Here is a 22,280-nt window from a genome sequence, read left to right on the forward strand (position 1 = left end):
GCGCGGCGCGATCTAGAGAGTGCTGCCATCGGCGGTCTTCCGTCGTGAGAGCCGCCCGGCGACAGCATCGATCGCAACACCGAGAGCGATCGCGACCAGCACCGAGACGATGACGGCGACGACCGGATACGCCGCCAGCCACGCCCCGAACAGCGCCCCGATGACGCAGTTGTACACCGCCCACGACGCGCCGGCGACGAGAGTCAGCGGCAGGTAGCTGCGGTAGGAGAATCCGGTGGCGCCCGCGGTCAGGTTCACGGCGATCCTCGCGAACGGCACGTACCTGGCCGTCAGGATGAGCGACGCGGGCCTGCGGGTGAGCGCCCGGCGCGCATAGTCGAAGGCTGCGTGGATGCGGCGGCGGCGCATCCACCGGAATCGGTCTGTTCCGATGCTGCGGCCGATCCTGTAGCAGAGGTTGTCACCGATGACCGCCCCGACCGCGGCAACCGCGAGCAGCAACAGGATGTTCGGCGCCCCCGTCGAGAAGGCGAGCGAGCCGAGCGCAACCACGACAGTTTCGCTCGGCAGCACCACCACGAACGCATCGGCGATGACCAGCAGGATGACGACGACGTAGAGCCACGGCCCCTGGGCTGCGACCTGGACCCACGGTGCGATACCATCCACACGGCACTGTCTAGCCGCCGAAAGTGAACAACCAGTGTCGCGGGGTCAGCGTGATTGACGGTTTCGGCCGGGCTTCGGCTGGCCTTTGACCGCCGGAGCGCGGCCCTTGCCCTTCGATGCCCTAGCCTTGCCCCCGGGTTTTGCGGCCGAGGCTGCCGCGGACTTGGCGGACTTGTCGAGCTGGCGTTCGGCATCCACCAGGAACGCCTCACCCTCGGGGCTGAGCTGGGTCGACATCGCGCTGCTGTCGAAGAGCTCGTATCCCAGTTGCGCCTCGATGGACCTGATCGCGGCAATCAGGCTCGAGCGGGGAACGCCCAGCGACTTCGCGGCGTGCGCGAAGTGCAGGTGCCGCGCGGCGGCGACGAACTGCTTGAGCAGGGAATGATCCATTGCCCTCAGAGTATGCGATCAAGCCCGACGACGATCACCCATGCGGCCGCCAGCACTCCGAACAGAACTACCCCGAGCGCGACCAGGGCGACCTGCGTGCCGGCACCGGGGAGGGTGTGCGATGCCGTGAGTTCGAGGTGAACGCGGCGGTACCGTGTGGTCGACATCGCATAGGCCGCGGCCGCGAACCCCAGGGACACGATGCCGATAATCCCTGCCGCGAAACCGAGGGTGGGGGCACCGAGCCTGATGGTGATCATCGCGCCGACTGCGAGGGCAAGGCTTGTGCGCCGCCAGGCCAGGAGCGTCCGCTCGGGCTGCAGCCCGGCGCCGAACGGAGCGTCGGTCACCACAGCAACCTGATCACCAGAGTAACCCGATCACCACGAGTACGCTCGCCACGACGATCCCGCCGACGAACACCGCACCGATGCTCAGGCCCGGCAGCGCGGCACCGATCCTCATCGACCTCTCCGTCCTGGCCCAACTGATCCAGCCCTGCACTATGGCGATAAGGCCCAGCGTGATGAGCACGAGAGCCGCCCCTAACCGAAACCCCGGCTGGGCGGGAATCGAGAGCGCCTCAAGCGCTATGCCACCCGCCAGAAGTGCGAGCGAGGTGCGCACCCAGGCGAGGAAGGTCCGCTCGTTCGCGAGGCTGAATCGTGGATCCGGCTCAGCGCCCGCCCGGTACACCCAGCGCGGGCGCCGCGCATCCCCCGGATCCTGTTCGCCGTCACCCATCGCCCGCCGCCTCAGGTGCGCGACGAGAACGCGGCATCGAACGACGCGTGCGGCGGCCTGATCTCGGCGAGCCTGCGCACGAACGCGAGGGCCTCGGGCGCGCCGACGAGTCGATCCATTCCGGCGTCTTCCCACTCCACGCTGGTCGGCCCCGAATACCCGATGGAATTGAGCGCGCGGAACAGCGCCTCCCACGGAACGGAACCGTGACCGGTGGAGACGAAGGTCCAGCCGCGACGCGGGTTCGACCATGGCAGGTGCGAACCGAGCACACCGTTGCGGCCGTCGAGGTTGGTCACGGATTCTTTGCAGTGCACGTGGTAGATCCGGTCGGCGAAGTCGAGCACGAACGCGACACTGTCGAGCTGCTGCCAGACGAAGTGCGAAGGGTCGAAGTTGAATCCGAAACTCGGCCGGTGGCTGATCGCATCGAGGGTGCGCTGGGAGGTCCAGTAGTCGTAGGCGATCTCCGACGGATGCACCTCGAGGGCGAATCGCACCCCCTCCTCCTCGAAGACGTCGAGGATCGGATTCCAGCGGTCGGCGAAATCCTGGTATCCGGCCTCGATCATCTCCTCCGAAGCCGGCGGGAACATCGCGACGTACTTCCAGATGCTCGATCCCGAGAAGCCGGTGACGGTCGAGACGCCGAGCTTCGCCGCGAACCGAGCCGTGTTCTTCAGCTCTTCGGCCGCACGCTGGCGAACACCTTCGGCGTCCCCATCGCCCCAGACCCGGTTTGACAGGATGCCGCGGTGCCGCAGGTCGATCGGGTCGTCGCACACAGCCTGGCCCGCAAGATGGTTGGCGATCGTAAAGACCTTCAGCCCATTGCGCTCGAGGATGTCGAGCCTGCCCTGCACATAGGCCGCGTCATCCCAGCGGGACACATCGATGTGGTCGCCCCAGCAGGCGATCTCGAGGCCGTCGTAGCCCCACTCACCGGCAAGGCGGGCTACCTCCTCGAACGGCAGGTCAGCCCACTGGCCGGTGAACAGGGTGATAGGTCGAGTCATGTCAGAGGCCTTCCGTGGCGGGCGGGTCGATGTGCACCCATCCTGAATTGTGGGTTGCACTCGATTCGACAGCCGCGAGCGCCCGCTGCACCTGAAGTCCATCGCGGAAGGTGGGGTGCGGGTCTGTGCCCGCGACGATCCCCTCGACGAGATCTTTCGCCTGGTGCACGAAGCCATGCTCGTAACCGAGCGTGTGGCCGGCCGGCCACCACGCGCCTACATAGGGATGTGAGGGGTCGGTCACCAGGATCTTCGTGAACCCCCGCATGCCCTCCGGCGCGGTGTTGTCGTAGAACTGCACAGCGTTGAGGTCTTCGAGGTCGAAGGCGAGAGCACCCCTGTCGCCCGAGATCTCGATGGTGAGCGCATTCTTGCGGCCCGTCGCGAACCTGGTCGCCTCGAACGAGGCGAGGGCACCATTCGACAGCCGGCCGGTGAACAGCGCGACGTCGTCGACGGTCACCTCGCCGAATCCATCACCCGCTTCTCCTGTCAACCCTGAGCCGGATGCCAGCAGCGGCCGCCGCTTCACGATCGTGTCCAGGATTCCCGACACGGCGGTGAGGTCGAGCCCTGTCACGAACTGTGTCATGTCGATGATGTGAGCCCCGATGTCGCCCAGGGCTCCCGAGCCCGCGTGCTCCTTCTGGAGCCGCCAGGCCAGCGGCATCCGGGCATCCACGAGCCAGTCCTGCCGGTAGGCCGCCCTCACCTGCTGCACGGTTCCGACGACGCCATCGGCGACCAGGTCACGCAGCAGCGTCACGGCGGGGGTTCGCCGATAGGTGAAGCCGACCATCGCGCGCACCCCGCGGGCGGCGGCACGGCCGGCCGCCTCCGCCATCGCTTCGGCTTGCTCGACGGTATTGGCCAACGGCTTCTCACACAGAACGTGCTTGCCGGCCTCGAGGGCCGCGATCGCGATCTCGGCGTGGGAATCACCGGGTGTGACGATGTCGACGATGTCGATATCGTCGCGAGCGACGACCTCGCGCCAATCCGTCGCCGACTCAGCCCAGCCCCACTTCGCCGCCGCCGCTGCCGCCGCTGGTGCGTTGCGCCCGACCACGACGGCCATCTCGACGGAGTCCGGCAGGTCGAATACCGCTGGCGCCTGCCGCCAGCCGACGGAATGGGCCGCCCCCATGAATCCGTGGCCGATCATCGCTACCCTCAGCGTCACGCGACCACCACCGCGTCGCCCAGGGTTGTGCCGCGAACAGATTTGGGGTCGAATCGCATCAGAACCTCCGGTCGATGGGCCGCAGTACCCTCTCTGCACAGGTCGAGTGAGTCAGCCCTGATCCCCCACCGACTCTAACGCTCGACCCGCCACACGTCGCGATAGTCGTCGACGAACTCTGCCAACGACGTGGCCGGGGCTCCGGTGAGTCGACGGATGGTGCGGTTCGGCACGGCCGAGAGGTTGTAACGCACCACCCGGTAGATCATCTTCTGTGCGGCGAGGTACTGCTCATCGGCGCCGTGGAGCGCCAGGTCATCGAGATACTCGGTCTCGGTCGGACGGGAATACCGGATGGGTCGCCCGAGCACCCGCGACATCATGCGCGCGACTCGCTCGTAGCTGAGCGCGTGCTCGCCCGAGAGCGTGTAGGCGCGACGCAGGTGGCCGTCGGCGGTGAAAACTTCGGCGGCGACGCGGCCGACATCACGGGCATCCACGGACGCGGTGTACGACCGGCCAGCTGGAACGAAGATCTCGTTCGAGTTCCGGATGCGATCCGCGTAGGCGGTGGATAGGTTCTGCATGAAGAAGTTGGGACGCAGCAGGGTGAATGGCGCGTCGACCTGGCGCAGGTAGGCCTCGACGGCGTGGTGCGGGGTCTGGCGGTTGAACTGCACGCCCTGCAGGGAGAGGAACACGATCTGCCGGATCCCCCGGCGCATGGCCGCATCGATCAGGGGGAAGAGGTAACGCTGCACATCTGCGATAGGCGGTGGCCGCATCAGGAAAAGTCGATCGGCTCCGTCCAGTGCCGCCTCGAGGGCGACCGGCGAGGAGTCGAAATCGAACGGCCGAGCCTGCGCACCGTGCGGCAATGACGGGAAGTCCGTTCCCCGCACCGCGGCCAATACCGGCTCGCCCCGTTCCAATAGTCGTTGCACGACGAATTCGCCGACCGTGCCGGTAGCACCCGTCACGAAGACCGCCCGGCCGGTCACGAGCGTCTCGTGACGCGTCGCAGCAGCCCGGACAGCATGTCCAGCTCGGCCGCGGTGAGGGGCTCGAAGTGCGGCAACGACTGTTCGACGGCTCGCGCTTCGAAGACGGTTAACTCCTGCTGGCCCGATCCCGTCAGGGCGAGGGTGATCGACCGGGAGTCGGTCGGTGTCGGAGTCGCGACCACAAGGCCGGCCTCCCTGAGCTTGGCTAGCAACTGGGTCACAGCGCCGGCCGTGATCCGCATGGACGACGCCAGCAGCCCCGGGGTGACGTTGTCACGGTGCGCGATGAGGAAGAGCGCCTCGAGGTGGGAGCGGCTCAGTTCGAGCCCCGCGAATGGTGCGACTCGGGGCCCTGCGAGCATCCGATTTGCCTCAATCAGTTCTTCCAGCACCCGACCGACCGCCAGGGCACGATCCGACATCAGGCCGACACGAAGGGCAGCGCATGCACGAATTTCCTGTCGTCCATCTGGGTCAGGATGAAGTCCGCCAGATCGTCACGACTGATCTGGGTGCCGGTGCCCACACCCACCCAGCCGACCCGGTAACTGCCGACACCCGGCGCCTCCGTGAGCCGCGGGCCGCGCACCACTGTCCAGTCGAGATTGGTCGTGCGCAGCACCTGCAGATGACCCGCTGCATCGGCCAGGACCTTCCCGGCGAGGGTGCGCAACAGCAGCCTGATCACCCGGTCTGCGGCCTTGGGGCGATCGTGCGGATCGTGCAGTCCGCCTCCCGACAGGGTGATGATGCGCCGGATGCCCAGCCGCTGCATTCCGTTCACGATCGCTCGCGTGCCGTCGGTCTGCAGGGTCGGGGGCGAACCTTTCACGTGGCCGAACACACTGATCACCGCGTCGGAGCCCGCGAGCGTCTCGTTGACGGCCCCGGAATCCAGAATGTCGCCAGTTATCACGATGAGGCGCTCACTGGTGGCGCTGACCGCTGTGGGATTGCGCGCGAGCAGCCGCACATCGAACCCAGCCGCGAGCGCCCGCTGCAGTACCCGCCGTCCCGTTCGACCCGTTCCTCCGAAAAGTGCGATCGTTGTCATGATTTTAGTTTAGTCTCTAAAGCACTTGACGACGAGCGTATCTTCGTTCGGTTTAGGGCCACCCGGGGTGACCATGCCTGAGCGCAACCCGCATGCCCACTTCCTCGACGGCGCCATGTCCGCTTGACCCAGCGAGGCCCAGGCGCGCCTCCGCGGCAATGGCTCTCGGCATCGACGCGAATCTGTTCGACGACGACCTCGGCCGGATTGCCGAGGCGCTCCACACTGCGCTGCGTTCTTCAATGGAACCCGTTTCTCAGCGGGGCTAATGAGTCCGATCCATCGATCCGGCGAGTCGGCGCGAGCTTGAGACTGTCGCCGAGCCGCGCAGCCGCCGGATCGCTGACTGTTGCAGGCTACGGCGCCAGGCCAAGCTGTTCGAGCATGCCCTGTTGGTCGCTGCTACCCCACCGCTCGACGAGTATCCCGTTCTCAAACCGGCTGATTTGCATGCCACGAACAGACATCGTTTTACCGCTACCGGCGTGGCCCATCAGCGGACCGCGGTGCGTGCCGGTGAGAGTGTAAGCGAATGCGACATCCGTATCGTTGGCGACGAGGCGCGCAACTTCAAGGTGCAGGTCTGGAAAAGCGGCAATCATGTCGCGGAAGAACGCTTTGTAACCCTCGGGGCCCGGGCCTTGCCCAGGGGCCGGATCGTTGTCGACTGCATTTTCGGCCACGAGATCATCGAGAAGGTCGAGTTGCCCGCTGTTCACGGCGTGACCAAAACTCTTCTGGGCTGCGATGTTCACTTCTTCACTCATGTGCTTTCTCTTTTCGTTGGATGTGCATTGGATGGGTTTGTGTGGGCCACGGAAGACCATGCCGCTGTCAGCGTTTATCGTTTCGCCGGTGACAGGGCGAACTCTCACGGCGTCGGTGCGGGCCCTGTTGCGTTCGGCTACTTCGCGAGGAAGGGAGCACGTGCCGGTTCCACTCGTCCCTATGTGAAACGGTGAGACCGTGAGGGGCATCTTCAATTAGCACAAGTTCGCTGCCGGAAATGGCCTCGTGGGTGCGTCTGCCACTGACCTCGAACGGCACGACGGTGTCTGAGCCACCGTGAATCACGAGGGTCGGCACGGTGATTTTCGTCAGATCAGCACGAAAGTCCGTTGTCGCGATTGCGGTTGCGCAATCCAGCGTGCCCTTCGGCGACGCCATTTCGGCGATATCGAGGTTGTAAGCAATCTGCTCCAGGCTGACCCTCGGCATGTTCACCGGAGATGGGGGCCCAGCGGTGAAGAACATCCGAACGAATTCATGCAGGAATGCCGGCCGGTCACCGGTCAGCCCGTCGTGAAACCACTGGGCCAATGCGGCATCAATGCCTCCATCAGGGTTGTCCTCCGATTTCCAGAGGTAAGGCGGCACGGCACTGGCGAAGACGAGCTTCGCTATGCGATCAGTACCGTACGTGCCCACGTATCGGGCGACCTCACCGCCACCCATCGAGAATCCGATCAGGGAAACGTCCCGGAGGTCGAGCGTGTCGAAAACGACCTTCAGGTCCGCGGCCAGCTTGTCGTAGTCGTATCCATTCCATGGTTGCGACGACTGGCCGAATCCTCGGCGATCGTACGTGCTCACTCGATAGCCTGCATCGACCAGCGCAGGCACCTGGCCCTCCCACGACCGGCTACTGAGGGGCCAGCCATGAACCAGGACGACAGGCTTGCCGTCCCCGACATCGTCATAATGAAGCTCGACGTCAGGATCGTTCTGGCCGGGGACGGTGATGAAGGGCATGCTCTCTCCTCGTGATCGTGATCGTGATCGTTCGTTAGAGGTAACTGAGATTGCGCAAAACCAGACAATCGCGGTTCGCTGGGAGAACGCTGAAACGGTCTTCGCCGAGGGAAGTCGTGTCTCCCGATCGGCCCGACTGACGGGCGCCTTCGGGTGTCACTCGTCGCAGGTTCCGCAGGGTGTGCCTCAGCCCCGGTCGGCGGCGGCTCCTGCGGCACCTCCGATTCCCGAGCTGTGTCATAAACATTTCACCGCGCGCCCGTACCCCGCGCCGTTAGCCGCAGGACTTGACCAATCGGAACAGCTCTGGCTCGGCCTTGAGTGCCACATCCTCACCTGAGCACGCATAAACGCTTGCCGCATCGCTGTCGTCACACCGCGGTTCTCTCAGCCCAGGATGCGACGTATCGCGTCGTGAAGATCGCGCAAGCGTTCTAGAGGATCGCTGCAGGGACAACGACCGTGGAAGGCTCCACCGTTCGCCCATGGCAAGACCGAATCACCCACTGGATCTCGCCGCTTTCACCGAAGCCCTCGAAAAAATGACGCCGTCGAGTTCGACGCCTGGTTCCGGGCCTGCCTGAGGACACGACTCGCACGGCGAGTGAGGCAGACCCCAACGAGTGAACTAAACCGCAAGCTTTTCGCGAACTCGTAACCTGGCGAAGGAGCGATGCCTCCGGATGATGTTGATCCTCGAGAGCGAAGCGGCCAGCCCCGATGCCTTTACTCACGTGCTCGCTGGTAGCAGCGAGGGGCACCTCGACGGCACGGGCCCGCTCGCTCGCGCATGCGAAGGCAAGGGTCACGACAGCGTCACGGGCCGGTTCGTTGGGGCAGTGACGCGATCGCAGGCGCTGCATAGCTCGTTCCGCACGATCTCTCCGCACGATCTCAGGCACCCGGTCGCGAGTCTTGAAATCTCAGCCCGCGCGAACCCCAAAGCCGTGCAGCGGGTGCTCGGTCACGCCTCGGCCGCGATAACGCTCGCCACGTAAGCGGACCAGGTCAAGGACGACCTGGACTACGCGCCAGAACGCAGTGATGCTGCCCATCCCAGACAGTTAGGGGGTTTTCGCGCGCAGCTCAAGCTGCGGCTCGCAGGGCATCCCAATCATGTCGCTGATCCACTCCTAGGCATAAGGCCAGGCCGTCTTCGGCGTCGAAAGCATGCGGACACTCTGGTCCGCCCCCAACGTGGAGCTGAACCTTGGAGGAATATCGGAAGCCGATTTCCTTCGCGAACTCTCCGAACTCATCGGCGACGACAACCCCACCTCCTCCGTTAGCAATAAAGGCCTTTGGCCCACCAGCTACGCCGTGAACGCATCCGGGACGCTGCGGAGTGTGCCGCCCTATCCCGGGGCATGCGGTGATGCTGTCCTCCGGAACCCCGGCAGCCCTCATCGAAACGGGGGCCCTGGATAACAGGCGAACACGCCCGCAGAATACGCGCCTCCATCGCCGCACACGACCCCGACGGTATGCCCACGGTTATCCCGACGCCGACCACAGCAGCCGTGGCCAGGATCGGTGATGTCGCCAAATGGGACGACGAGCCACGCACAGCCACTGGTGCAGCAGACCCGATCTCGAACGCATTCATCGCGCGTTTCCACCCGTGGGTTCAACGGGCCCGTCCTTGTCCGGTCGGGTTCAGACTCATCACCGCGAGACAGACGCATTTCAGTGCAGCGTGCTTGTTTGGGAAGTCACCGCGAGCTCGGACGGCTCTACAGATCCTCCCGCTGACGGATTCGATCGCGTTGGTCATGCACACGATCCCGCGAATCTCCGCATCGAATTGAAGGAAGGCGCAAATCCAGCCCAGCTGCTTTCCCACAGGCGCACGATCGCCGGGTACTTCCTGCCGCCTCTTTCTCACATTTGAGGAACCTCTGCTCCGCTGCTTCCACAGTTTTTTCGTCGTACGTCGGATGGGACGTGGAACGCTGTGTCCTGCTCGAAAGTTTCTCTCCGGGAATGAATACGCTGGCTAGGTGAGTGTGTTGAATGGATTTCATCTAGCAAGTCGAAGTTTCTTCGCCCGAGACGTGCTCGATGTCGCACCTGAAATTCTTGGCTGCATGCTTCAACGCACCGATGCCGATGAGGTTGTGACGATTCGGATCACCGAAGTCGAGGCGTATGCGGGTGAACTCGACCCCGGCGCGCACACCTACCGGGGCAAGACGAATCGGAATAAGACGATGTTCGGTCCCGCCGGGCACCTGTACTGCTACTTCACCTACGGAATGCACCACGCGCTGAACCTCGTCACCGGACAACCAGGTCAGTCATCGGGTTGTCTCGTCAGAGCGGGAGATGTGATCGTGGGCACCGACATTGCCCGCGGTCGGCGAGAAAGTAAACCACGAAAAGTTCCGCTCCCAGATGTCAGTTTGGCGAGGGGCCCTGGTTGCGTTGCTCAAAGCTTCGGGGTGAACCTGGATAACGATGGTGATGATCTTTTCGGCGGGCAGTGGACATTTCTCATTCCCGATAATGGTGTGGTGCTACCGCATCGGATCGGACCGCGCGTTGGCGTCAGCGGGCCTGGCGGCGATGGGATCGATTTCCCCTGGCGATACTGGTTGCCTGAAGCGTCATCCGTTTCGACCTACAAACCGGGGCGCGCGTAACCTTGTCGGTGACACGACGTGCAGGGAGGTTGAAGGATGGTCGCGAAACCGGACGTACAGGTTCGCCGCGTGTATGACGAAGTTGAGGACCAGGACGGATTGCGGGTCCTGGTGGATCGCATCTGGCCACGCGGCATGACAAAGGTCAAAGCGGCCTTGGACGAGTGGTGCAAGGACGTTGCCCCATCGACGGAGTTGCGGAAGTGGTACAGCCACGACCCGGCCAAGTTCGAGGAGTTCACCCGGCGCTACCACGTCGAGCTGGAACAAGAGAAGCGGGGCAAGGCGCTGCAACATTTGCGGGATTTGGCCGCAGATCACCGCCTGACCCTGCTGACTGGGACTAAAGAGCCTGACATCAGCGAGGCCAAAGTCCTCGCCGACATCCTGACCGGGTAGCAGGCGTACATCGTATTCAGGTCATGGCGCAATCAATTTGCAGGGAGACGCTGAGGGATCACAGCGATAATGACCATTGCGGTACCGGGGCTCGAATAACCCGGGCGAGGCGCAAGACAGGGTCTCCGAAGGCCGCCGGAATCCTCGACGAATCGTAGTGGGGTGGACGGACCAGCTGGGTTGGGGGCCGCGACCGGCCTCGGCGATCGGTGAAGCTCAGCTGCGCAGGGTGCCCGTCCACGCGGTCATGACCTGGCAGGAACCGCGATTCTATGGAGCCGCGGGGATTGGGCTTTAAGAACCTGCTCGCATCACTGGAGGTCTTCTCCGTTCTCGGCGGTCCACACGAGGTACTGGATGCCGATGGCTCCAGTGAAACGCGGCGCCCGTTTTCCCATGCTGCGCAGATATAGCTGGTACCCGTCGGAGCTGACCAGAAACGTGGCTTCGTCGCTGCGGATAAGTGGCCTCTCGCCCAAGGAGATCCTGATAGAAAACCACCGACCGGTCCAGGTCGGCCACGAACATCAACGCGGACGCCAGCATCAGGCGTGGTTGCCGGGCGGGTTTGTCGGTCGTATCGTTGGCGTCCATTCGCGGACCTCCGTAAGTTTTCGTGCCGCAGCGACGATGTGCCGCGCGAAGATGCCTGCGGCGTCCAAAGGCTCGGCGGGCTGCCCCGACATGGGGAGGCCGTTGACGCCCAGCAGCGTGACGTGAAGTTCGTCCAGCTCCGCGTCCGCCAAGGCCTCCATCACCTCACCGCTGATTCCGCCCTGCGGGTAGTGGTCCTGCACCACAACCAAACGGCCCTCGGTGGCCCGACAGGTCTCGATCAGCATGGCGCGCTCGAGCGGTTTGACCGAGTACAGGTCGATGACCCTCGCGGCAATGCCGACTTCGGCCAACTGCTCCGCGGCGGCCAGACATTCGTGGAGCGGCACCCCGGCCCCGATCAACGCCACGGCATCGTTTTCCCCGGGCCGGTGGATCTTGCACCCGGCGATGGGAGCCCGGCCCAGCGATGGTCGACCGTGGTACCGGGGTGGTCTGGCGTTGTCAGTGTCATCAGCATTCCTTCGTGGTCGGTGTACGTGCAGGTTGGGGCACGTGAGTGACGGTCGGTGAGTATTGCCGTATGTGACTCCCCGCGTCGCTATCTGTCATGCTCCGCTCGACGGTGGCAGAGAATTGGGGGATGACCGCTGCCAGCCCCGCCCGCCAGATCCGTTTCAACGCCTTCGACATGAACTGCGTTGCACACCAGTCATCCGGAATGTGGCGTCACCCGGACGACCAGGCCTGGCGTTATAAAGACCTGTCGTACTGGACCGACCTTGCGAAGCTGCTTGAGAGCGGCACTTTTGATGGCATTTTCATCGCCGACGTCCTCGGAACGTACGACGTCTACGGCGGCAGCAATGAGGCAGCTATCCGCCATGGCGCCCAGGTTCCCGTCAACGATCCGGTGCTTCTCGTATCGGCGATGGCTGCGGCGACGACACATCTTGGTTTCGGTATCACCGCGGGCACCGCCTACGAGCATCCGTATCCATTCGCCCGTCGCATGTCGACACTGGACCACCTCACCAACGGCCGCGTCGGCTGGAATGTGGTGACCGGCTATTTGCCGAGCGCTGCGCGCAATATGGGGCACGAAGACCAGCTTGAGCATGACGACCGCTACGACATGGCTGACGAGTATCTCGAGGTCTTGTACAAACTGTGGGAGGGGTCGTGGGAGGACGACGCCGTGATCAGGGATCGTGAGACCGGGGTGTTCACTGATCCGAAGAAGGTGCATGAGATCGGCCATGCCGGCAAGCACTACACGGTTCCGGGCATCCACCTGTCAGAGCCGTCGAGCCAGCGCACACCCGTGATCTACCAGGCCGGGGCATCCACTCGGGGAATCGACTTCGCCGCTGGCAATGCCGAAGCGATCTTTGTCGCGGCGCCGACGAAAAAGGTGCTGGCGGGCACCGTTGGAAAGATTCGTGATGCGCTCGAGGCCGCGGGTCGCGATCGGTACTCGGCCAAGATTTACACGCTGCTGACGATCATCACTGATGAGACACCCGAGAAAGCCCAGGCCAAACACCGCGACTTCCTTCAATATGCCAGCGATGAGGGTGCGCTCGTTTTCATGTCAGGGTGGATGGGCATCGACCTTTCGCAATACGATCTCGATGAGCCGGTCGGCAACGTGAAGAGCAACGCGATCCAGTCAGTGATCTCGAACTACGTCGAGTCGGCGGAGAACGGTCAGGAATTTACGGTCCGCGATATCGGCAGGCTCGGCGCGATAGGCGGCCTGGGGCCGATGATCGTCGGGTCGGGCGAAGAGATCGCAGACCAGCTTCAGGAGTGGGTCGCCGAGACCGACGTGGACGGCTTCAACCTCGCCTATGCCATTACTCCGGGTACGTTCGAAGACATCGTTGACCACGTGATTCCTGTGTTGCGCGCCCGCGGCGCCTACCCCGATGCCTACGTAGACGGCACACTGCGGCAGAAACTGCACGGCCGTGGCGACCGGCTTCCGGCGGAGCACAAGGGCGCCACGTTCCGGCTGGGGGGCAGCGGTTCGACCGCACCGCGCTAATCGGCCCGTGAGGATGTGTGGCACCCGCAGGTGACGGCGCTGAAAACAGCGTGGACGATCGCGAACGAGGCGTTCGAGGCATCCGGCGAGCCAGGGTCGGAGGAGTAGGGGCGTCAGATCAGGAATTCGGCGGAAGACCCGTACCTCGAGAATGCCGCCGACGATGAAGTCGATGAAGCTCAGGCCTACACGCTGAACATCGTCGGCACTGAAGACGCCCGCCCGCGCATGTAAAGGCAAGGGTCGAGATGGGCTGATCTTTGGCGATGGGGTGTCTCACCTCAAGGGCTCGCAGAGCGTCACCGGCTGGTTCGTTGCGGCGCTGACGCGATCGCAGGCGCTGGATAGCTCCTTCCCCACGATCACCCCTCACGACCTCAGGCACACTGCTGCGAGTCTTGCGATTTCCGCAGGGGACGAACCCCAAAGCCGTGCAGGAGATGCTCGGTCACGCCTCCGCGGCGATGACGCTCGACACCTATGCGGACCTTTTCGAGGACGACCTGGACAACGTCTCAGAGCGCCTCGATGCAGCCCGGTCTCAGACAGTTGTGGGGTTTTCCTGGGGTCTCGAAGGTTTGGACAAGCAAAAAGCCCCGTAATCACTGAGATTTCGGGGCTTTTACTGGCGGAACCGGTGGGATTTGAACCCACGGTGGACTTTCACCCACACAACTTTTCGAGAGTTGCACCTTCGGCCGCTCGGACACGGTTCCGGGGTCGAGTTTAGTACACGCTCGGGCCACGTACGCTCGCAGGGTGAGGATAGCGATCAGTGCGATAGCGGTGGCCACTGTCGGCGGCGGGATCTGGGCGTGGGCGCGCTGGCTGAAGCGCCGCCAGGACGAGTGGCGCATCCGGTTGGCAAACAACATTCCGGTGAATTCGAAATTCTGGCGTGAGCGCAACAAAGGGGTCGGCGACCTGCTGTACGTCGCCATCGGTGACTCGGCCGCGCAGGGTATCGGCGCCAGCAGGCCCGACCACAGCTACGTCGGGGTGCTGGCAAAGAACATCCGGGGTCGTACCAATCGCACCCTGCGTGTCGCGAACCTCGGGATCTCGGGTGCCACGCTGGGGCTCGCCATCGAGTCAGCGCTGCCGAAGCTGGCGAAGCTCGACCCCGACATCGTGACGGTCTGCATCGGCGCGAACGACATCGCCAACTTCGACGCGCAGCGGTTCGAGCGCGAGATCGCCGTGATCTTCGATGCGGTGCCGCCGCATGCGATCGTTGCCGACCTGCCGAGCTTCTACTTCCTTCCTGGACAGAAGAATGCGCGCATCGCGAACCGGATACTGCGAGCCGCCGCCGCGGAGCGCGGACTCACTGTCGTCGACCTGCACACCCTCACCCACCGGCAGGGGCTCTGGGGCATCACCACCCAGTTCGCGGGCGACCTGTTCCACCCCAACGATCGCGGATATCGGATCTGGGCTGCAGCCCTCGAGCCGGCCGTGGCCCGACGACTGGCCGAGCTGTGACCGAGATCGTGGGGTATACGGGCATCTACAACGCCGACGGCGGCATCATCGGCGAGGTGCGCTACGTGATCGGCCACCTCCTCGGCACCGCCGAATGCGCGCTCTGCGACATTACCCACTCCCCCGTCAGGCGCAAGCCGCAATGGGACATGATGGTGGCCCGCCTCGCTGTGCCGGTGATTGTGCTGCACCGCAACGAACTCGACGCCGACCTGCTGGCCGCCGCCGCATCGACACCGCTTCCCGCAGTATTCGCACACCATGCCGATGGCACCATCACCGTCGCCCTCAGTGCGCAACAACTCGCTGGCATCGGCGGATCGGTCACCGGATTCGAGAACGCCATCCTCGGCCGCTGACGGGCTTACCGCGCCACAGGACCGCCAGCAGGAAGAGTGACGCAAACACCAGCACCCCGCCTGCGATGATCAGGATCGGGCCCGCCCCGGGCTCGAAGAGGTCATACGAAACGAGCTGCCCGTCTGCATCCTTGAAGACGGTTCGGCCCGAGGTGCTGCTGATGGCCAGCGGATGCCCGAGGTAGTCGTTCACGGTGAACACCAGCACCGCGCATCCGACCAGCACCGCAGCTATGCCTGCACCAAGCATCGCCAGGGGCGCGCGCCTCATTCCGCGGCGCGCCAGCGCACGGCGTGCAGGAACACGACACCGACGAGAGCGGCGAGGCCGGTGAGCACCATCCACGGGCCTACCGACTGCATCACGCTCGGCGCAACGTAGCTCGCGAAGCCGCTGGGACCGCTGGCGTACGATCCGCTGAATAACAGCGTCTGCGACCACGCCTGCCCGATCACCCCGCCGAGAACGAACACCGGGGCGATCACCCACAGCACCCTGATCCAGGGATTCCCCTGAAGCGAGACCGGGAGAGGTTCGGGATGCGCCTGCGCCTGCGCCACCGCCGCGTCTCGCGACTCGAGCGGCTCCAGCGGCGCCGGCCCGACCGGCCCTGCCCCCAACCCGAGCGCTTCGATGCCGCGATACGGCTGCGGCGCGCCGGAACCGTCATCCTTGTATCCGCGCTGGAATGCCGGATCGAACCGGGGGTCGAAATTGCGCGTATCACTCACACGGTAACCCTATCTCCGCGTTCGCCGCCCCTCCAGTGTCGCCCGCGCGATCTAGGCTTGCGGCATGGCCAGAGTCACCACCAACTTCCGCTGCACAGAGTGCAGTTGGCAGAGCATCAAGTGGGTGGGTCGCTGCGGCGAGTGCCAACAGTGGGGCACTGTTCAGGATTCCGCGCAGCCCGCCGCGCGGGTCAGCGCCGTGAGCGTGCCCGAGGGCCGCGCTGCCCGCGCGATCACCGACATCGGCGCCGAATCCGTGGCGCACTGGCCCAGCGGCATCGCGGAGTTCGACAGGGTGCTCGGCGGCGGTGTCGTGCCGGGCGCTGCGATCCTGCTGAGCGGCGAGCCGGGGGTCGGCAAGTCGACGCTGCTGCTGGAGGTGGCCTCCCGGGCCGCGGCCTCCGGCCAGCGCGTGCTCTACGTCAGCGCCGAGGAATCCGTCAGCCAGGTGCGGCTCCGGGCCGAACGTACGCGGGCGCTGCAGCCGTCGCTCTTCCTCGCGGCAGAGACAGATCTCGCCACGATCCTCGGCCAGATCGACCAGGTGCAGCCACAACTCGTGATCGTCGACAGCGTGCAGACCGTGTCATCGGGGCTGACCGACGGGCTCGCCGGCGGTCCGTCACAGGTACGGGAGGTGGCATCCACCCTCATCCGCATCAGCAAAGACCGCAACCTGCCGGTGCTGCTCGTCGGCCACGTAACCAAAGACGGCAGCATCGCGGGGCCTCGCCTGCTCGAACACCTTGTGGATGTCGTGCTGCAGTTCGAGGGCGACCGCCAGACCAGCCTGCGCTTCGTGCGGGCCCACAAGAACCGCTTCGGCCCGACCGATGAGGTGGGTTGTTTCGAGATGACCGGCGACGGCATCGCCGAGGTCGCCGACCCGAGCGGGCTGTTCCTGTCCCGAGCGCGCACACCCACCAGTGGGACATGCGTCACCATCGCGGTCGAAGGCCGACGCGCGTTGCCCGTCGAAGTTCAGGCCCTAATCGTCAAAACGCAGGCGCCCCAGCCGCGGCGGGTCGTCAACGGGGTGGATTCGTCGAGGGTCGCCATGCTGCTCGCGGTGCTCGAGCGGCGCGCAGGGCTGCCGCTCTCGAGCTTCGACGTGTACGTCTCCACCGTGGGCGGCATCCGGGTCACAGAGCCCGGCGCAGACCTGGCCATCGCCCTCGCGATCGCCAGTGCCTACAAAGACAAGGCCTTCCCGGTCACCCAGGCCGTGATCGGCGAGATCAGCCTGGCCGGCGAGATCAGGCCGGCGTCCCAAGCGAAGCAGCGCGTCACCGAGGCGAGGAGGCTCGGTTTTTCCACCGTGATCGACTCAGACGCAATGCACCTTCGGGAGGCGATCCGCCTCGCGTTTGCGAGTTCCACGGCTGAGCGGGTTGACATTCCCGACTTTTAGGTGCCGCGGGTACTCGGGTCAGCTGTAATTTTTGAGGCGGTCTTCCTCATCCTGGGGAAGGTCGGCGTCTTCCAGCTCTTTGGCGTCAGCGATATCCTTCGAATGCTCTTCGGCGCTGTGGATGCGGTTGTCGCCCGTTGGCGTGATGTTTGTCATAGCTCCAGCACACTCGTATCGAGTGTTTCCGTATAGGGCTGTCATTCCGCCCGGATTCGTGGCAGGGCTCGTCGGCGTGGTGGCCGGGCTGGCTAGTCTGCCAGCGTCCAGGAGCCCCAGTCCTTCACGCGCCAGGCGATCCAGCCATTTTCACGCTCGAGTGCGATGGAGACGGAGTCCGTCTCCCCGCTGGCCTTGGTCGCGATACAGGCGAACGTGTCGCCGATGACGAGCGGCGGTGTCGGGCAGGCCAGCGTGATGTCGCCGCCGATCGACAGCGCGGTCGCCTGGGCAGACTGCGCGGCTTCGGCAGCGAAGATGCCCGGCAGCGCCGCGATGAGGATTCCGGGCACCACGAGAATGCCGACCAGCACCGACAGCCCGGCCTGCGTGAAGATCACGAGCGGAACGAACCCCTTGCCCGACTGGCGGTAGGTGCGAATCGCCCTGACGACCAGGTAGGCCGGAGCCGTGAGAATTGCCCAGAAGCCACTGGCGGGTTTCGCATGCCCTCGAACCTCGAGCACAAGCCGGTCATACGATGCCAGCCCGATCACGATGAAATACGGCAGCACAATGGTGACGATGATCAGCGGCCAGTTGCTTCCGAGCTCGAGCACGGTCACGAAGATGACGAGGGCTGCAAGCTGAAAAAGTGGCACCAGGGCAATCGCCCACACCGCAACGGTGTAGGTCTTCACCTTTTTGATGGCGCGCGCTGGTGCTGCCTCTTCGGCAACGGGAAGGTCCTCCGCGAGCGCGGAGAGAAATGACTCCATCGGCAGGGCGTTCGTGTGTGAGCTGGCGCGCCGGGGGCCGGGGGTGGCCTCATCGAGTGTGTCGGTGAGTGGCGGCTCGAGCTCACGCAGGGTCATCGCGAGCAGCGGCTGGGCGCTCAGTTCGTGGTGCTCCTCATCGATGTCCAGACCGAGCTCGATATCGGCATCCGGAGTCGACTCTGTGGCTGCTTCGATCTGCATGTCCGAGGCCTGCAGCAGGTCACCGTTCTCACGACGTTCGCGGGCACGCTGTTCGCGCCGAGAGAGAAACTCCTCCTCGTGCGCCGGGGTACGCCGTTCTTCGTCTTCGTCTTCGTCAGCGAACCCGAGGATGGTCGTGGGATGCACCACGATCGGGGCCCTGGCCTCCGAGGTGTGTTCGGTCCAGGCCTGGGAATCCCACCAGCGAAGCTGTGGAAGACCGAGCGGGTCGGGATACCAACCCGCCGCCACACCGAAATTGTCGTCCACAAGATCAGAGTAACGGCAGAGCGAGTTCATAGAAAGCCTGTTCTACCCGCGGCCCACGCCCAAAAAGGGGGACAATTCGGCCATTATTTCCGGAGCAAAACTCAGTGCGTCATTCGCGCAGCCCGAGCAGGTCGTCATTCATCGCGGCGGTAAGGGCGGAATCCATCGGGACATCCACGGCGTCGATGCGTCGGATCGGCGCCACCAACCTGACGCTCGACACCAGCCACGCGGCATCCGCACCGAGCAGCTCGCTGAGGGTGGGCCGCTCGAACGCGGTGTGCATTCCGCGGGCCTCTGCGAACCGGAAGAGGTTGGCCTGGGTGGTGCCGTCAAGCACACCGAGGTCGTGATCGGGCGTCACCATCGTGTCGCCCCGGCGGAAGACGAGCGTCGACGTCGGACCTTCGAGCAGGATGCCGTCGCTCGAGACGAACACGACATCGTCAGCTCCGCGCCGCGCGGCTTCCCGCATCGCCGCCTTGTTCACCGCATAACTCAGGGTCTTCGCTCCGGCGAGCAGCCACGGCGAGGTGCTGGCCACGTCGTGGCGATACCCGCGGTCGAGGGTGACCACCGAGATTCCTGTCGCCCGCACCTGCGCATGGTCGGGCGAATGGGCCGCGTAGACCCAGCCGGTCGGTGCCTCAGCACCCTCGACTCCCCGGCTGAGCACGATCTTCACGAACGACTCATCGGCGGCGTCGAGCTCGAGCACGGCGGCACGAATCGCCCCAGCCCATGCCACCAGGTCGGGCACAGGCAGGTCGAGCATCGCGGCGGAGCGTGCAAACCGTGCGAGATGGTGATCGAAAGCCTGCGGGTACCCGCCGCAGACGCTGAGAGTCTCGAAGATTCCGTCACCGCGGGTGGCCGCGAGATCCATCACGCTGAGTTGTGGTCGCCCGACGTCGGCGATGGTAAACGACGGCGCTTTCGGGTCGTGCGCGGGGGCTTCGACCGAGGGCTGGTTCAGGATGATCAGGACGTGTTCAGGCACCGGGTCATTCTCTCAGGTCGCGTGACTGGGGGGGTATCCAGCAGCACGGAACGGCTGCGGTCGATCAGTGAGCGTAGATCAGTGAGCGTAGATCAGTGGGTGTCGAGCTGGAGTGCGTCGAGTACGTCCTGCGGAGCCGCCTGCATCGCATGCGGGCCCGCCACATCGAACCAGACAGACTCGAGCACTCCGATGTTCTCGGTGAGAAACTCCCGGAGCGCCGGGGCGTCGTAGCCGAGCATCCGATGGTCGTCCTCCTCGGGCACCATCTGCTTGTAGGCGTCCGGCGAGGAGAAGAGCAGCAGCATGTAGCGGTCGGCATCCCCGCGCCGGAATACCCTCACCTGCGGCGGGCCGTCGACCGGGAGCATCGGCACGACCACGTGATCGTTGCGCAACGCGAAGGCCACCGCCGCGACATCCTGTGCCTCAAGCGCTGCAGCGAGTTGCTCAGAGCCGAGCTGGGATGTTTCGTCGCTCATCAGTTCAGCAGGAACGGCTGCTGCGTGACGGAGTCGAGGTCACCGATGTTGACCTCGACGCGGTAGGTAGCACCGCTGGCATCGACCTGCGGCCGATCGGTCTCGCAGGTGTCCTTAGCAGAGCGGGTGCGATCCCAGGTGACCGAGGATCCGGCGAGAGGAACGCCCGGCAGCAGTGTCGCTGTAGCCGCCACGGGGTCGACCTGGCAGTCTTTGGAACTCCAGATGCGGTCGCTGCCACTGGTGATGATGAATTCCTGCTGGTCAGAGCCCGCTGAGATAGTGCATGGATTGGTCATGCGACTCGTGAGCGCGAAGGACAACACCGGGGCGATACCGGCGTCGTAGGCCGCGGCGTCCGTGGTCGGCTCGAGCGTCACCATGGTCGGGTCGCAGGAGACAGTCTCGCCCGGTGCGGCTGTCGGCCCGGTCGGAGCCGCTGAGAGCGGCGACGTCGTGCTGCCGGGAGTCTGTGTCGCCGCCGGCGTGCTGCCACCCGGCCGGTTCACAATGAGGATCACGATGATGATGACAGCGACCAGGCCCAGCGCGAGGAAGAGGCGGCGGCGCCAGTACACCCTGCTGGACTGGGGGCCGACAGGAGTTCGGAACGTCGACATGCACACAGGCTAGGCGCGGCAGGGCGAAACCCGCGCCAGGGCACGCCCATGCTGGCTGGATACTCAGGCAGCGGCTTTCCGGATGAAATCGAGGTACGCCTCGACGCTCTGCTCGGCGGTGACCGCCCGGAGAACCACCTCGTCGACAGACCGCTCGTATTCTGCAACCCGCGCAGCGAGCGCTCCCGACACCGAGCCGTCGATAGTGGTCTCGATCGCGGTCGCACCGATGCGCTCTAAGTTCGACGCGTATGACGGATAGCTGCCATAGCGCTCCGCCTCCGCGTGCAGCGCGCCACGGGCATCCTCGGTCATAGCGGTTCTCACGTAGAGCACGCCACGCACATCACGGGCGTTGCCGCCGCGGCCGCCCGCATCGCGGCGCAGGTCGTTCATCGCATCGGCACTGGCGGCAGGGGTGAGCCAGTTGAAGAGCACACCGTCGGCGGTCTCGGCGGCCATCCTGCGCATCTTCGGCCCGAGTGCTCCCACGAAAATGGATGCCTCGCTGCGCTCGGTAAGCTCCCGAACTCCCCGCGACACCAGGCCCAGTGGATGCCGGGCAGCACCCGAGCCGACGCCGAGCGACAACCGCCCCTGCGGCAGGCCAGCGAGCGCCCCGACGATCTCGGAGGCATCCCGTCGATCGAGCGGGATCACCCCGGTGCCCAGCCGCAGCGTCGTCGTGACCCCGGCCGCGACGGCGAGACCGGCGAGCGCGTCGCCATCCGGGGTGTCGTTGAGCCACAGTGCACGGAATCCGAGGGACTCGATGGCGGGTGCGAGCTCCGCGATGATTGCATGGTCGAGGGCGCCGGCGAGGCCGATCGACACCCGCGAGACATCCATCACAGCAGTTTAAGCATGCGAGTGTTGCCGAGGGTGTTCTGCTTGACGCGGGAGAGATCGAGGAATTCGGCCACGCCCTCGTCGGGCGAGAGTGCGAGCTGGGCGAAAACCTCGGGCGCCACCACGTCTTCCGCGATCGCGCTGAATCCGTGCCGCCCAAAGAAAGCGGTCTCGAAGGTGAGGCAGAACAGCCGCGTGAGCCCGAGTTCGGCGGCGTGCGTCTCGATGTTTCCGAGAATCGCGTGCCCGGCACCCGTGCCGAGCCAGTCCCGCGCGACGGCCAGCGTGCGAACCTCGCCGAGATCTTCCCACATCACATGCAGCGCGCCACACCCGACGACTTCACCCGCCTCGTTTTCGGCGATCCTGAATTCCTGCACGGCCTCGTACAGCACCACCCGGTCTTTGCCCAGCAGGATGCGCTGCTGGGCGAGCGGTTCGACGAGCGCCTGGATGAGCGGAATGTCGCTGGTGCGGGCTGGTCTGACGGTGAAAGTTGTCACGCTGCAGTTTA

General features: G+C 64.8%; 29 protein-coding genes, 1 tRNA gene and 2 pseudogenes. 8 read left to right on the forward strand and 24 right to left on the reverse strand.

Annotation, left to right across the window (positions count from 1 at the left end):
• Window positions 1–12 precede the first annotated feature (12 nt).
• From IEW81_RS05895 to IEW81_RS05945, 11 genes are all read right to left on the reverse strand, one after another.
• Complete coding sequence (locus IEW81_RS05895; RefSeq protein WP_097060011.1) at window positions 13–630, reverse strand: DedA family protein; 618 nt, start codon at window positions 628–630, stop codon at window positions 13–15.
• Between the two features lie 45 nt (window positions 631–675).
• The gene (locus tag IEW81_RS05900) at window positions 676–1,023 is read right to left on the reverse strand and encodes a LysR family transcriptional regulator (protein ID WP_097060010.1); all 348 of its coding nucleotides are present in this window, start codon (window positions 1,021–1,023) and stop codon (window positions 676–678) included.
• Window positions 1,024–1,028: 5 nt separating this feature from the next.
• Complete coding sequence (locus tag IEW81_RS05905; protein ID WP_179691784.1) at window positions 1,029–1,373, reverse strand: DUF202 domain-containing protein; 345 nt, start codon at window positions 1,371–1,373, stop codon at window positions 1,029–1,031.
• 13 nt (window positions 1,374–1,386) lie between these two features.
• Window positions 1,387–1,767 (reverse strand): YidH family protein, encoded by a 381-nt coding sequence (locus IEW81_RS05910; protein WP_097060008.1) that lies wholly within the window; start codon window positions 1,765–1,767, stop codon window positions 1,387–1,389.
• An 11-nt stretch (window positions 1,768–1,778) separates the two neighbouring features.
• Window positions 1,779–2,783 (reverse strand): sugar phosphate isomerase/epimerase family protein, encoded by a 1,005-nt coding sequence (locus IEW81_RS05915; protein ID WP_097060007.1) that lies wholly within the window; start codon window positions 2,781–2,783, stop codon window positions 1,779–1,781.
• A gap of 1 nt (window position 2,784) precedes the next feature.
• Window positions 2,785–3,948, reverse strand: coding sequence for a Gfo/Idh/MocA family protein (locus tag IEW81_RS05920; RefSeq protein ID WP_097060006.1), 1,164 nt, complete (start codon window positions 3,946–3,948; stop codon window positions 2,785–2,787).
• 152 nt (window positions 3,949–4,100) lie between these two features.
• The gene (locus IEW81_RS05925; RefSeq protein ID WP_179691783.1) at window positions 4,101–4,967 is read right to left on the reverse strand and encodes an NmrA family NAD(P)-binding protein; all 867 of its coding nucleotides are present in this window, start codon (window positions 4,965–4,967) and stop codon (window positions 4,101–4,103) included.
• Window positions 4,964–5,332: a MarR family winged helix-turn-helix transcriptional regulator gene (locus IEW81_RS05930; RefSeq protein ID WP_179691782.1), complete on the reverse strand. Its 369-nt coding sequence runs from the start codon at window positions 5,330–5,332 to the stop codon at window positions 4,964–4,966. The genes IEW81_RS05925 and IEW81_RS05930 overlap by 4 nt, the downstream gene beginning before the upstream one ends.
• Window positions 5,333–5,391: 59 nt before the next feature.
• Window positions 5,392–6,024: an NAD(P)-dependent oxidoreductase gene (locus IEW81_RS05935; protein WP_097060003.1), complete on the reverse strand. Its 633-nt coding sequence runs from the start codon at window positions 6,022–6,024 to the stop codon at window positions 5,392–5,394.
• Between the two features lie 356 nt (window positions 6,025–6,380).
• The gene (locus IEW81_RS05940) at window positions 6,381–6,791 is read right to left on the reverse strand and encodes an ester cyclase (RefSeq protein ID WP_097060002.1); all 411 of its coding nucleotides are present in this window, start codon (window positions 6,789–6,791) and stop codon (window positions 6,381–6,383) included.
• A gap of 67 nt (window positions 6,792–6,858) precedes the next feature.
• Window positions 6,859–7,776, reverse strand: coding sequence for an alpha/beta fold hydrolase (locus tag IEW81_RS05945; protein WP_097060001.1), 918 nt, complete (start codon window positions 7,774–7,776; stop codon window positions 6,859–6,861).
• Window positions 7,777–8,459: 683 nt separating this feature from the next.
• On the opposite strand from IEW81_RS05945, the gene IEW81_RS14690 reads away from it, so the two are divergent.
• Entirely contained in the window at window positions 8,460–8,774 is a 315-nt protein-coding gene (locus IEW81_RS14690; RefSeq protein WP_097060000.1) for a site-specific integrase, read from the forward strand.
• Window positions 8,775–8,934: 160 nt separating this feature from the next.
• A pseudogene (locus IEW81_RS14765) lies at window positions 8,935–9,204 on the forward strand (DEAD/DEAH box helicase family protein); the annotation flags it as partial.
• A gap of 202 nt (window positions 9,205–9,406) precedes the next feature.
• On the opposite strand, the pseudogene IEW81_RS14770 reads toward IEW81_RS14765, so the two are convergent.
• A pseudogene (locus IEW81_RS14770) lies at window positions 9,407–9,713 on the reverse strand (transposase); the annotation flags it as partial.
• A 63-nt stretch (window positions 9,714–9,776) separates the two neighbouring features.
• Here IEW81_RS14770 and IEW81_RS05965 point away from each other — a divergent pair.
• Both IEW81_RS05965 and IEW81_RS05970 read left to right on the forward strand, forming a co-directional pair.
• Window positions 9,777–10,418 carry a DNA-3-methyladenine glycosylase gene (locus IEW81_RS05965; protein WP_229671253.1) on the forward strand — a complete coding sequence of 214 codons (642 nt, stop codon included), beginning with the start codon at window positions 9,777–9,779 and terminating at the stop codon, window positions 10,416–10,418.
• A gap of 36 nt (window positions 10,419–10,454) precedes the next feature.
• Window positions 10,455–10,817: a DUF488 domain-containing protein gene (locus tag IEW81_RS05970; RefSeq protein ID WP_097059999.1), complete on the forward strand. Its 363-nt coding sequence runs from the start codon at window positions 10,455–10,457 to the stop codon at window positions 10,815–10,817.
• 311 nt (window positions 10,818–11,128) lie between these two features.
• Here the strand turns inward: IEW81_RS05970 and IEW81_RS05975 are convergent, their stop codons facing one another.
• Together IEW81_RS05975 and IEW81_RS05980 are read right to left on the reverse strand one after the other, a co-directional pair.
• Window positions 11,129–11,296, reverse strand: coding sequence for a hypothetical protein (locus IEW81_RS05975; RefSeq protein WP_179691781.1), 168 nt, complete (start codon window positions 11,294–11,296; stop codon window positions 11,129–11,131).
• Window positions 11,297–11,362: 66 nt separating this feature from the next.
• Entirely contained in the window at window positions 11,363–11,977 is a 615-nt protein-coding gene (locus IEW81_RS05980) for a transketolase C-terminal domain-containing protein (RefSeq protein WP_097059998.1), read from the reverse strand.
• A 38-nt stretch (window positions 11,978–12,015) separates the two neighbouring features.
• Here IEW81_RS05980 and IEW81_RS05985 point away from each other — a divergent pair, with 38 nt between their 5' ends.
• Complete coding sequence (locus tag IEW81_RS05985; RefSeq protein ID WP_097059997.1) at window positions 12,016–13,422, forward strand: LLM class flavin-dependent oxidoreductase; 1,407 nt, start codon at window positions 12,016–12,018, stop codon at window positions 13,420–13,422.
• Window positions 13,423–14,048: 626 nt separating this feature from the next.
• Here IEW81_RS05985 and IEW81_RS05990 read toward each other — a convergent pair.
• Window positions 14,049–14,138: transfer RNA gene (locus IEW81_RS05990), tRNA-Ser, on the reverse strand.
• A gap of 43 nt (window positions 14,139–14,181) precedes the next feature.
• On the opposite strand from IEW81_RS05990, the gene IEW81_RS05995 reads away from it, so the two are divergent.
• A complete protein-coding gene (locus IEW81_RS05995; RefSeq protein ID WP_097059996.1) occupies window positions 14,182–14,907 on the forward strand; it encodes an SGNH/GDSL hydrolase family protein in 726 nt (241 codons plus the stop codon).
• Window positions 14,904–15,266: a hypothetical protein gene (locus IEW81_RS06000; RefSeq protein WP_097059995.1), complete on the forward strand. Its 363-nt coding sequence runs from the start codon at window positions 14,904–14,906 to the stop codon at window positions 15,264–15,266. The genes IEW81_RS05995 and IEW81_RS06000 overlap by 4 nt, the downstream gene beginning before the upstream one ends.
• Here IEW81_RS06000 and IEW81_RS06005 read toward each other — a convergent pair.
• Together IEW81_RS06005 and IEW81_RS06010 are read right to left on the reverse strand one after the other, a co-directional pair.
• Window positions 15,232–15,537: a hypothetical protein gene (locus IEW81_RS06005; RefSeq protein WP_097059994.1), complete on the reverse strand. Its 306-nt coding sequence runs from the start codon at window positions 15,535–15,537 to the stop codon at window positions 15,232–15,234. The two genes, IEW81_RS06000 and IEW81_RS06005, sit on opposite strands and share 35 nt — an antisense overlap.
• Window positions 15,534–15,998 (reverse strand): hypothetical protein, encoded by a 465-nt coding sequence (locus tag IEW81_RS06010; RefSeq protein ID WP_097059993.1) that lies wholly within the window; start codon window positions 15,996–15,998, stop codon window positions 15,534–15,536. The genes IEW81_RS06005 and IEW81_RS06010 overlap by 4 nt, the downstream gene beginning before the upstream one ends.
• A 64-nt stretch (window positions 15,999–16,062) precedes the next feature.
• On the opposite strand from IEW81_RS06010, the gene radA reads away from it, so the two are divergent.
• Window positions 16,063–17,409: a DNA repair protein RadA gene (gene radA, locus IEW81_RS06015; RefSeq protein WP_097059992.1), complete on the forward strand. Its 1,347-nt coding sequence runs from the start codon at window positions 16,063–16,065 to the stop codon at window positions 17,407–17,409.
• An 18-nt stretch (window positions 17,410–17,427) separates the two neighbouring features.
• Here radA and IEW81_RS06020 read toward each other — a convergent pair whose 3' ends face one another.
• The 7 genes from IEW81_RS06020 to IEW81_RS06050 form a co-directional block, all read right to left on the reverse strand.
• On the reverse strand, window positions 17,428–17,565 hold the full coding sequence (locus IEW81_RS06020) for a hypothetical protein (protein ID WP_179691780.1): 138 nt from the start codon (window positions 17,563–17,565) through the stop codon (window positions 17,428–17,430).
• Between the two features lie 92 nt (window positions 17,566–17,657).
• Window positions 17,658–18,815 carry a DUF2510 domain-containing protein gene (locus tag IEW81_RS06025; protein ID WP_229671254.1) on the reverse strand — a complete coding sequence of 386 codons (1,158 nt, stop codon included), beginning with the start codon at window positions 18,813–18,815 and terminating at the stop codon, window positions 17,658–17,660.
• Window positions 18,816–18,924: 109 nt separating this feature from the next.
• The gene (locus IEW81_RS06030) at window positions 18,925–19,815 is read right to left on the reverse strand and encodes an aminodeoxychorismate lyase (protein WP_143544634.1); all 891 of its coding nucleotides are present in this window, start codon (window positions 19,813–19,815) and stop codon (window positions 18,925–18,927) included.
• A 92-nt stretch (window positions 19,816–19,907) separates the two neighbouring features.
• Entirely contained in the window at window positions 19,908–20,297 is a 390-nt protein-coding gene (locus IEW81_RS06035) for an SseB family protein (protein WP_097059990.1), read from the reverse strand.
• The gene (locus IEW81_RS06040) at window positions 20,297–20,917 is read right to left on the reverse strand and encodes a hypothetical protein (protein ID WP_097059989.1); all 621 of its coding nucleotides are present in this window, start codon (window positions 20,915–20,917) and stop codon (window positions 20,297–20,299) included. Before IEW81_RS06040 ends, IEW81_RS06035 begins: the two co-directional genes overlap by 1 nt.
• Window positions 20,918–20,980: 63 nt before the next feature.
• Entirely contained in the window at window positions 20,981–21,766 is a 786-nt protein-coding gene (locus tag IEW81_RS06045; protein WP_097059988.1) for an LLM class flavin-dependent oxidoreductase, read from the reverse strand.
• Window positions 21,766–22,269, reverse strand: a complete 504-nt coding sequence (locus IEW81_RS06050) for an amino-acid N-acetyltransferase (RefSeq protein ID WP_097059987.1) — start codon at window positions 22,267–22,269, stop codon at window positions 21,766–21,768. The genes IEW81_RS06045 and IEW81_RS06050 overlap by 1 nt, the downstream gene beginning before the upstream one ends.
• Between the last annotated feature and the right edge of the window lie 11 nt (window positions 22,270–22,280).

Source organism: Salinibacterium xinjiangense (assembly GCF_014645015.1).
In the GTDB taxonomy this organism is placed as follows: Bacteria; Actinomycetota; Actinomycetes; order Actinomycetales; family Microbacteriaceae; genus Rhodoglobus; species Rhodoglobus xinjiangensis.

Excerpts from the sequence above, each read along its gene's own strand:
- IEW81_RS14690 (WP_097060000.1), top strand. The coding sequence starts at position 8,460 with ATGATGTTGATCCTCGAGAGCGAAGCGGCCAGCCCCGATGCCTTTACT.
- IEW81_RS05935 (WP_097060003.1), bottom strand. The coding sequence starts at position 6,024 with ATGACAACGATCGCACTTTTCGGAGGAACGGGTCGAACGGGACGGCGG.
- IEW81_RS05920 (WP_097060006.1), bottom strand. The coding sequence starts at position 3,948 with ATGATCGGCCACGGATTCATGGGGGCGGCCCATTCCGTCGGCTGGCGG.
- IEW81_RS05940 (WP_097060002.1), bottom strand. The coding sequence starts at position 6,791 with ATGAGTGAAGAAGTGAACATCGCAGCCCAGAAGAGTTTTGGTCACGCC.
- IEW81_RS05930 (WP_179691782.1), bottom strand. The coding sequence starts at position 5,332 with ATGCTCGCAGGGCCCCGAGTCGCACCATTCGCGGGGCTCGAACTGAGC.
- IEW81_RS05900 (WP_097060010.1), bottom strand. The coding sequence starts at position 1,023 with ATGGATCATTCCCTGCTCAAGCAGTTCGTCGCCGCCGCGCGGCACCTG.
- IEW81_RS06045 (WP_097059988.1), bottom strand. The coding sequence starts at position 21,766 with ATGGATGTCTCGCGGGTGTCGATCGGCCTCGCCGGCGCCCTCGACCAT.
- IEW81_RS05985 (WP_097059997.1), top strand. The coding sequence starts at position 12,016 with ATGACCGCTGCCAGCCCCGCCCGCCAGATCCGTTTCAACGCCTTCGAC.
- IEW81_RS06005 (WP_097059994.1), bottom strand. The coding sequence starts at position 15,537 with ATGAGGCGCGCGCCCCTGGCGATGCTTGGTGCAGGCATAGCTGCGGTG.
- radA (WP_097059992.1), top strand. The coding sequence starts at position 16,063 with ATGGCCAGAGTCACCACCAACTTCCGCTGCACAGAGTGCAGTTGGCAG.
- IEW81_RS06035 (WP_097059990.1), bottom strand. The coding sequence starts at position 20,297 with ATGAGCGACGAAACATCCCAGCTCGGCTCTGAGCAACTCGCTGCAGCG.
- IEW81_RS05915 (WP_097060007.1), bottom strand. The coding sequence starts at position 2,783 with ATGACTCGACCTATCACCCTGTTCACCGGCCAGTGGGCTGACCTGCCG.
- IEW81_RS05970 (WP_097059999.1), top strand. The coding sequence starts at position 10,455 with ATGGTCGCGAAACCGGACGTACAGGTTCGCCGCGTGTATGACGAAGTT.
- IEW81_RS06040 (WP_097059989.1), bottom strand. The coding sequence starts at position 20,917 with ATGTCGACGTTCCGAACTCCTGTCGGCCCCCAGTCCAGCAGGGTGTAC.
- IEW81_RS05945 (WP_097060001.1), bottom strand. The coding sequence starts at position 7,776 with ATGCCCTTCATCACCGTCCCCGGCCAGAACGATCCTGACGTCGAGCTT.
- IEW81_RS05910 (WP_097060008.1), bottom strand. The coding sequence starts at position 1,767 with ATGGGTGACGGCGAACAGGATCCGGGGGATGCGCGGCGCCCGCGCTGG.
- IEW81_RS06020 (WP_179691780.1), bottom strand. The coding sequence starts at position 17,565 with ATGACAAACATCACGCCAACGGGCGACAACCGCATCCACAGCGCCGAA.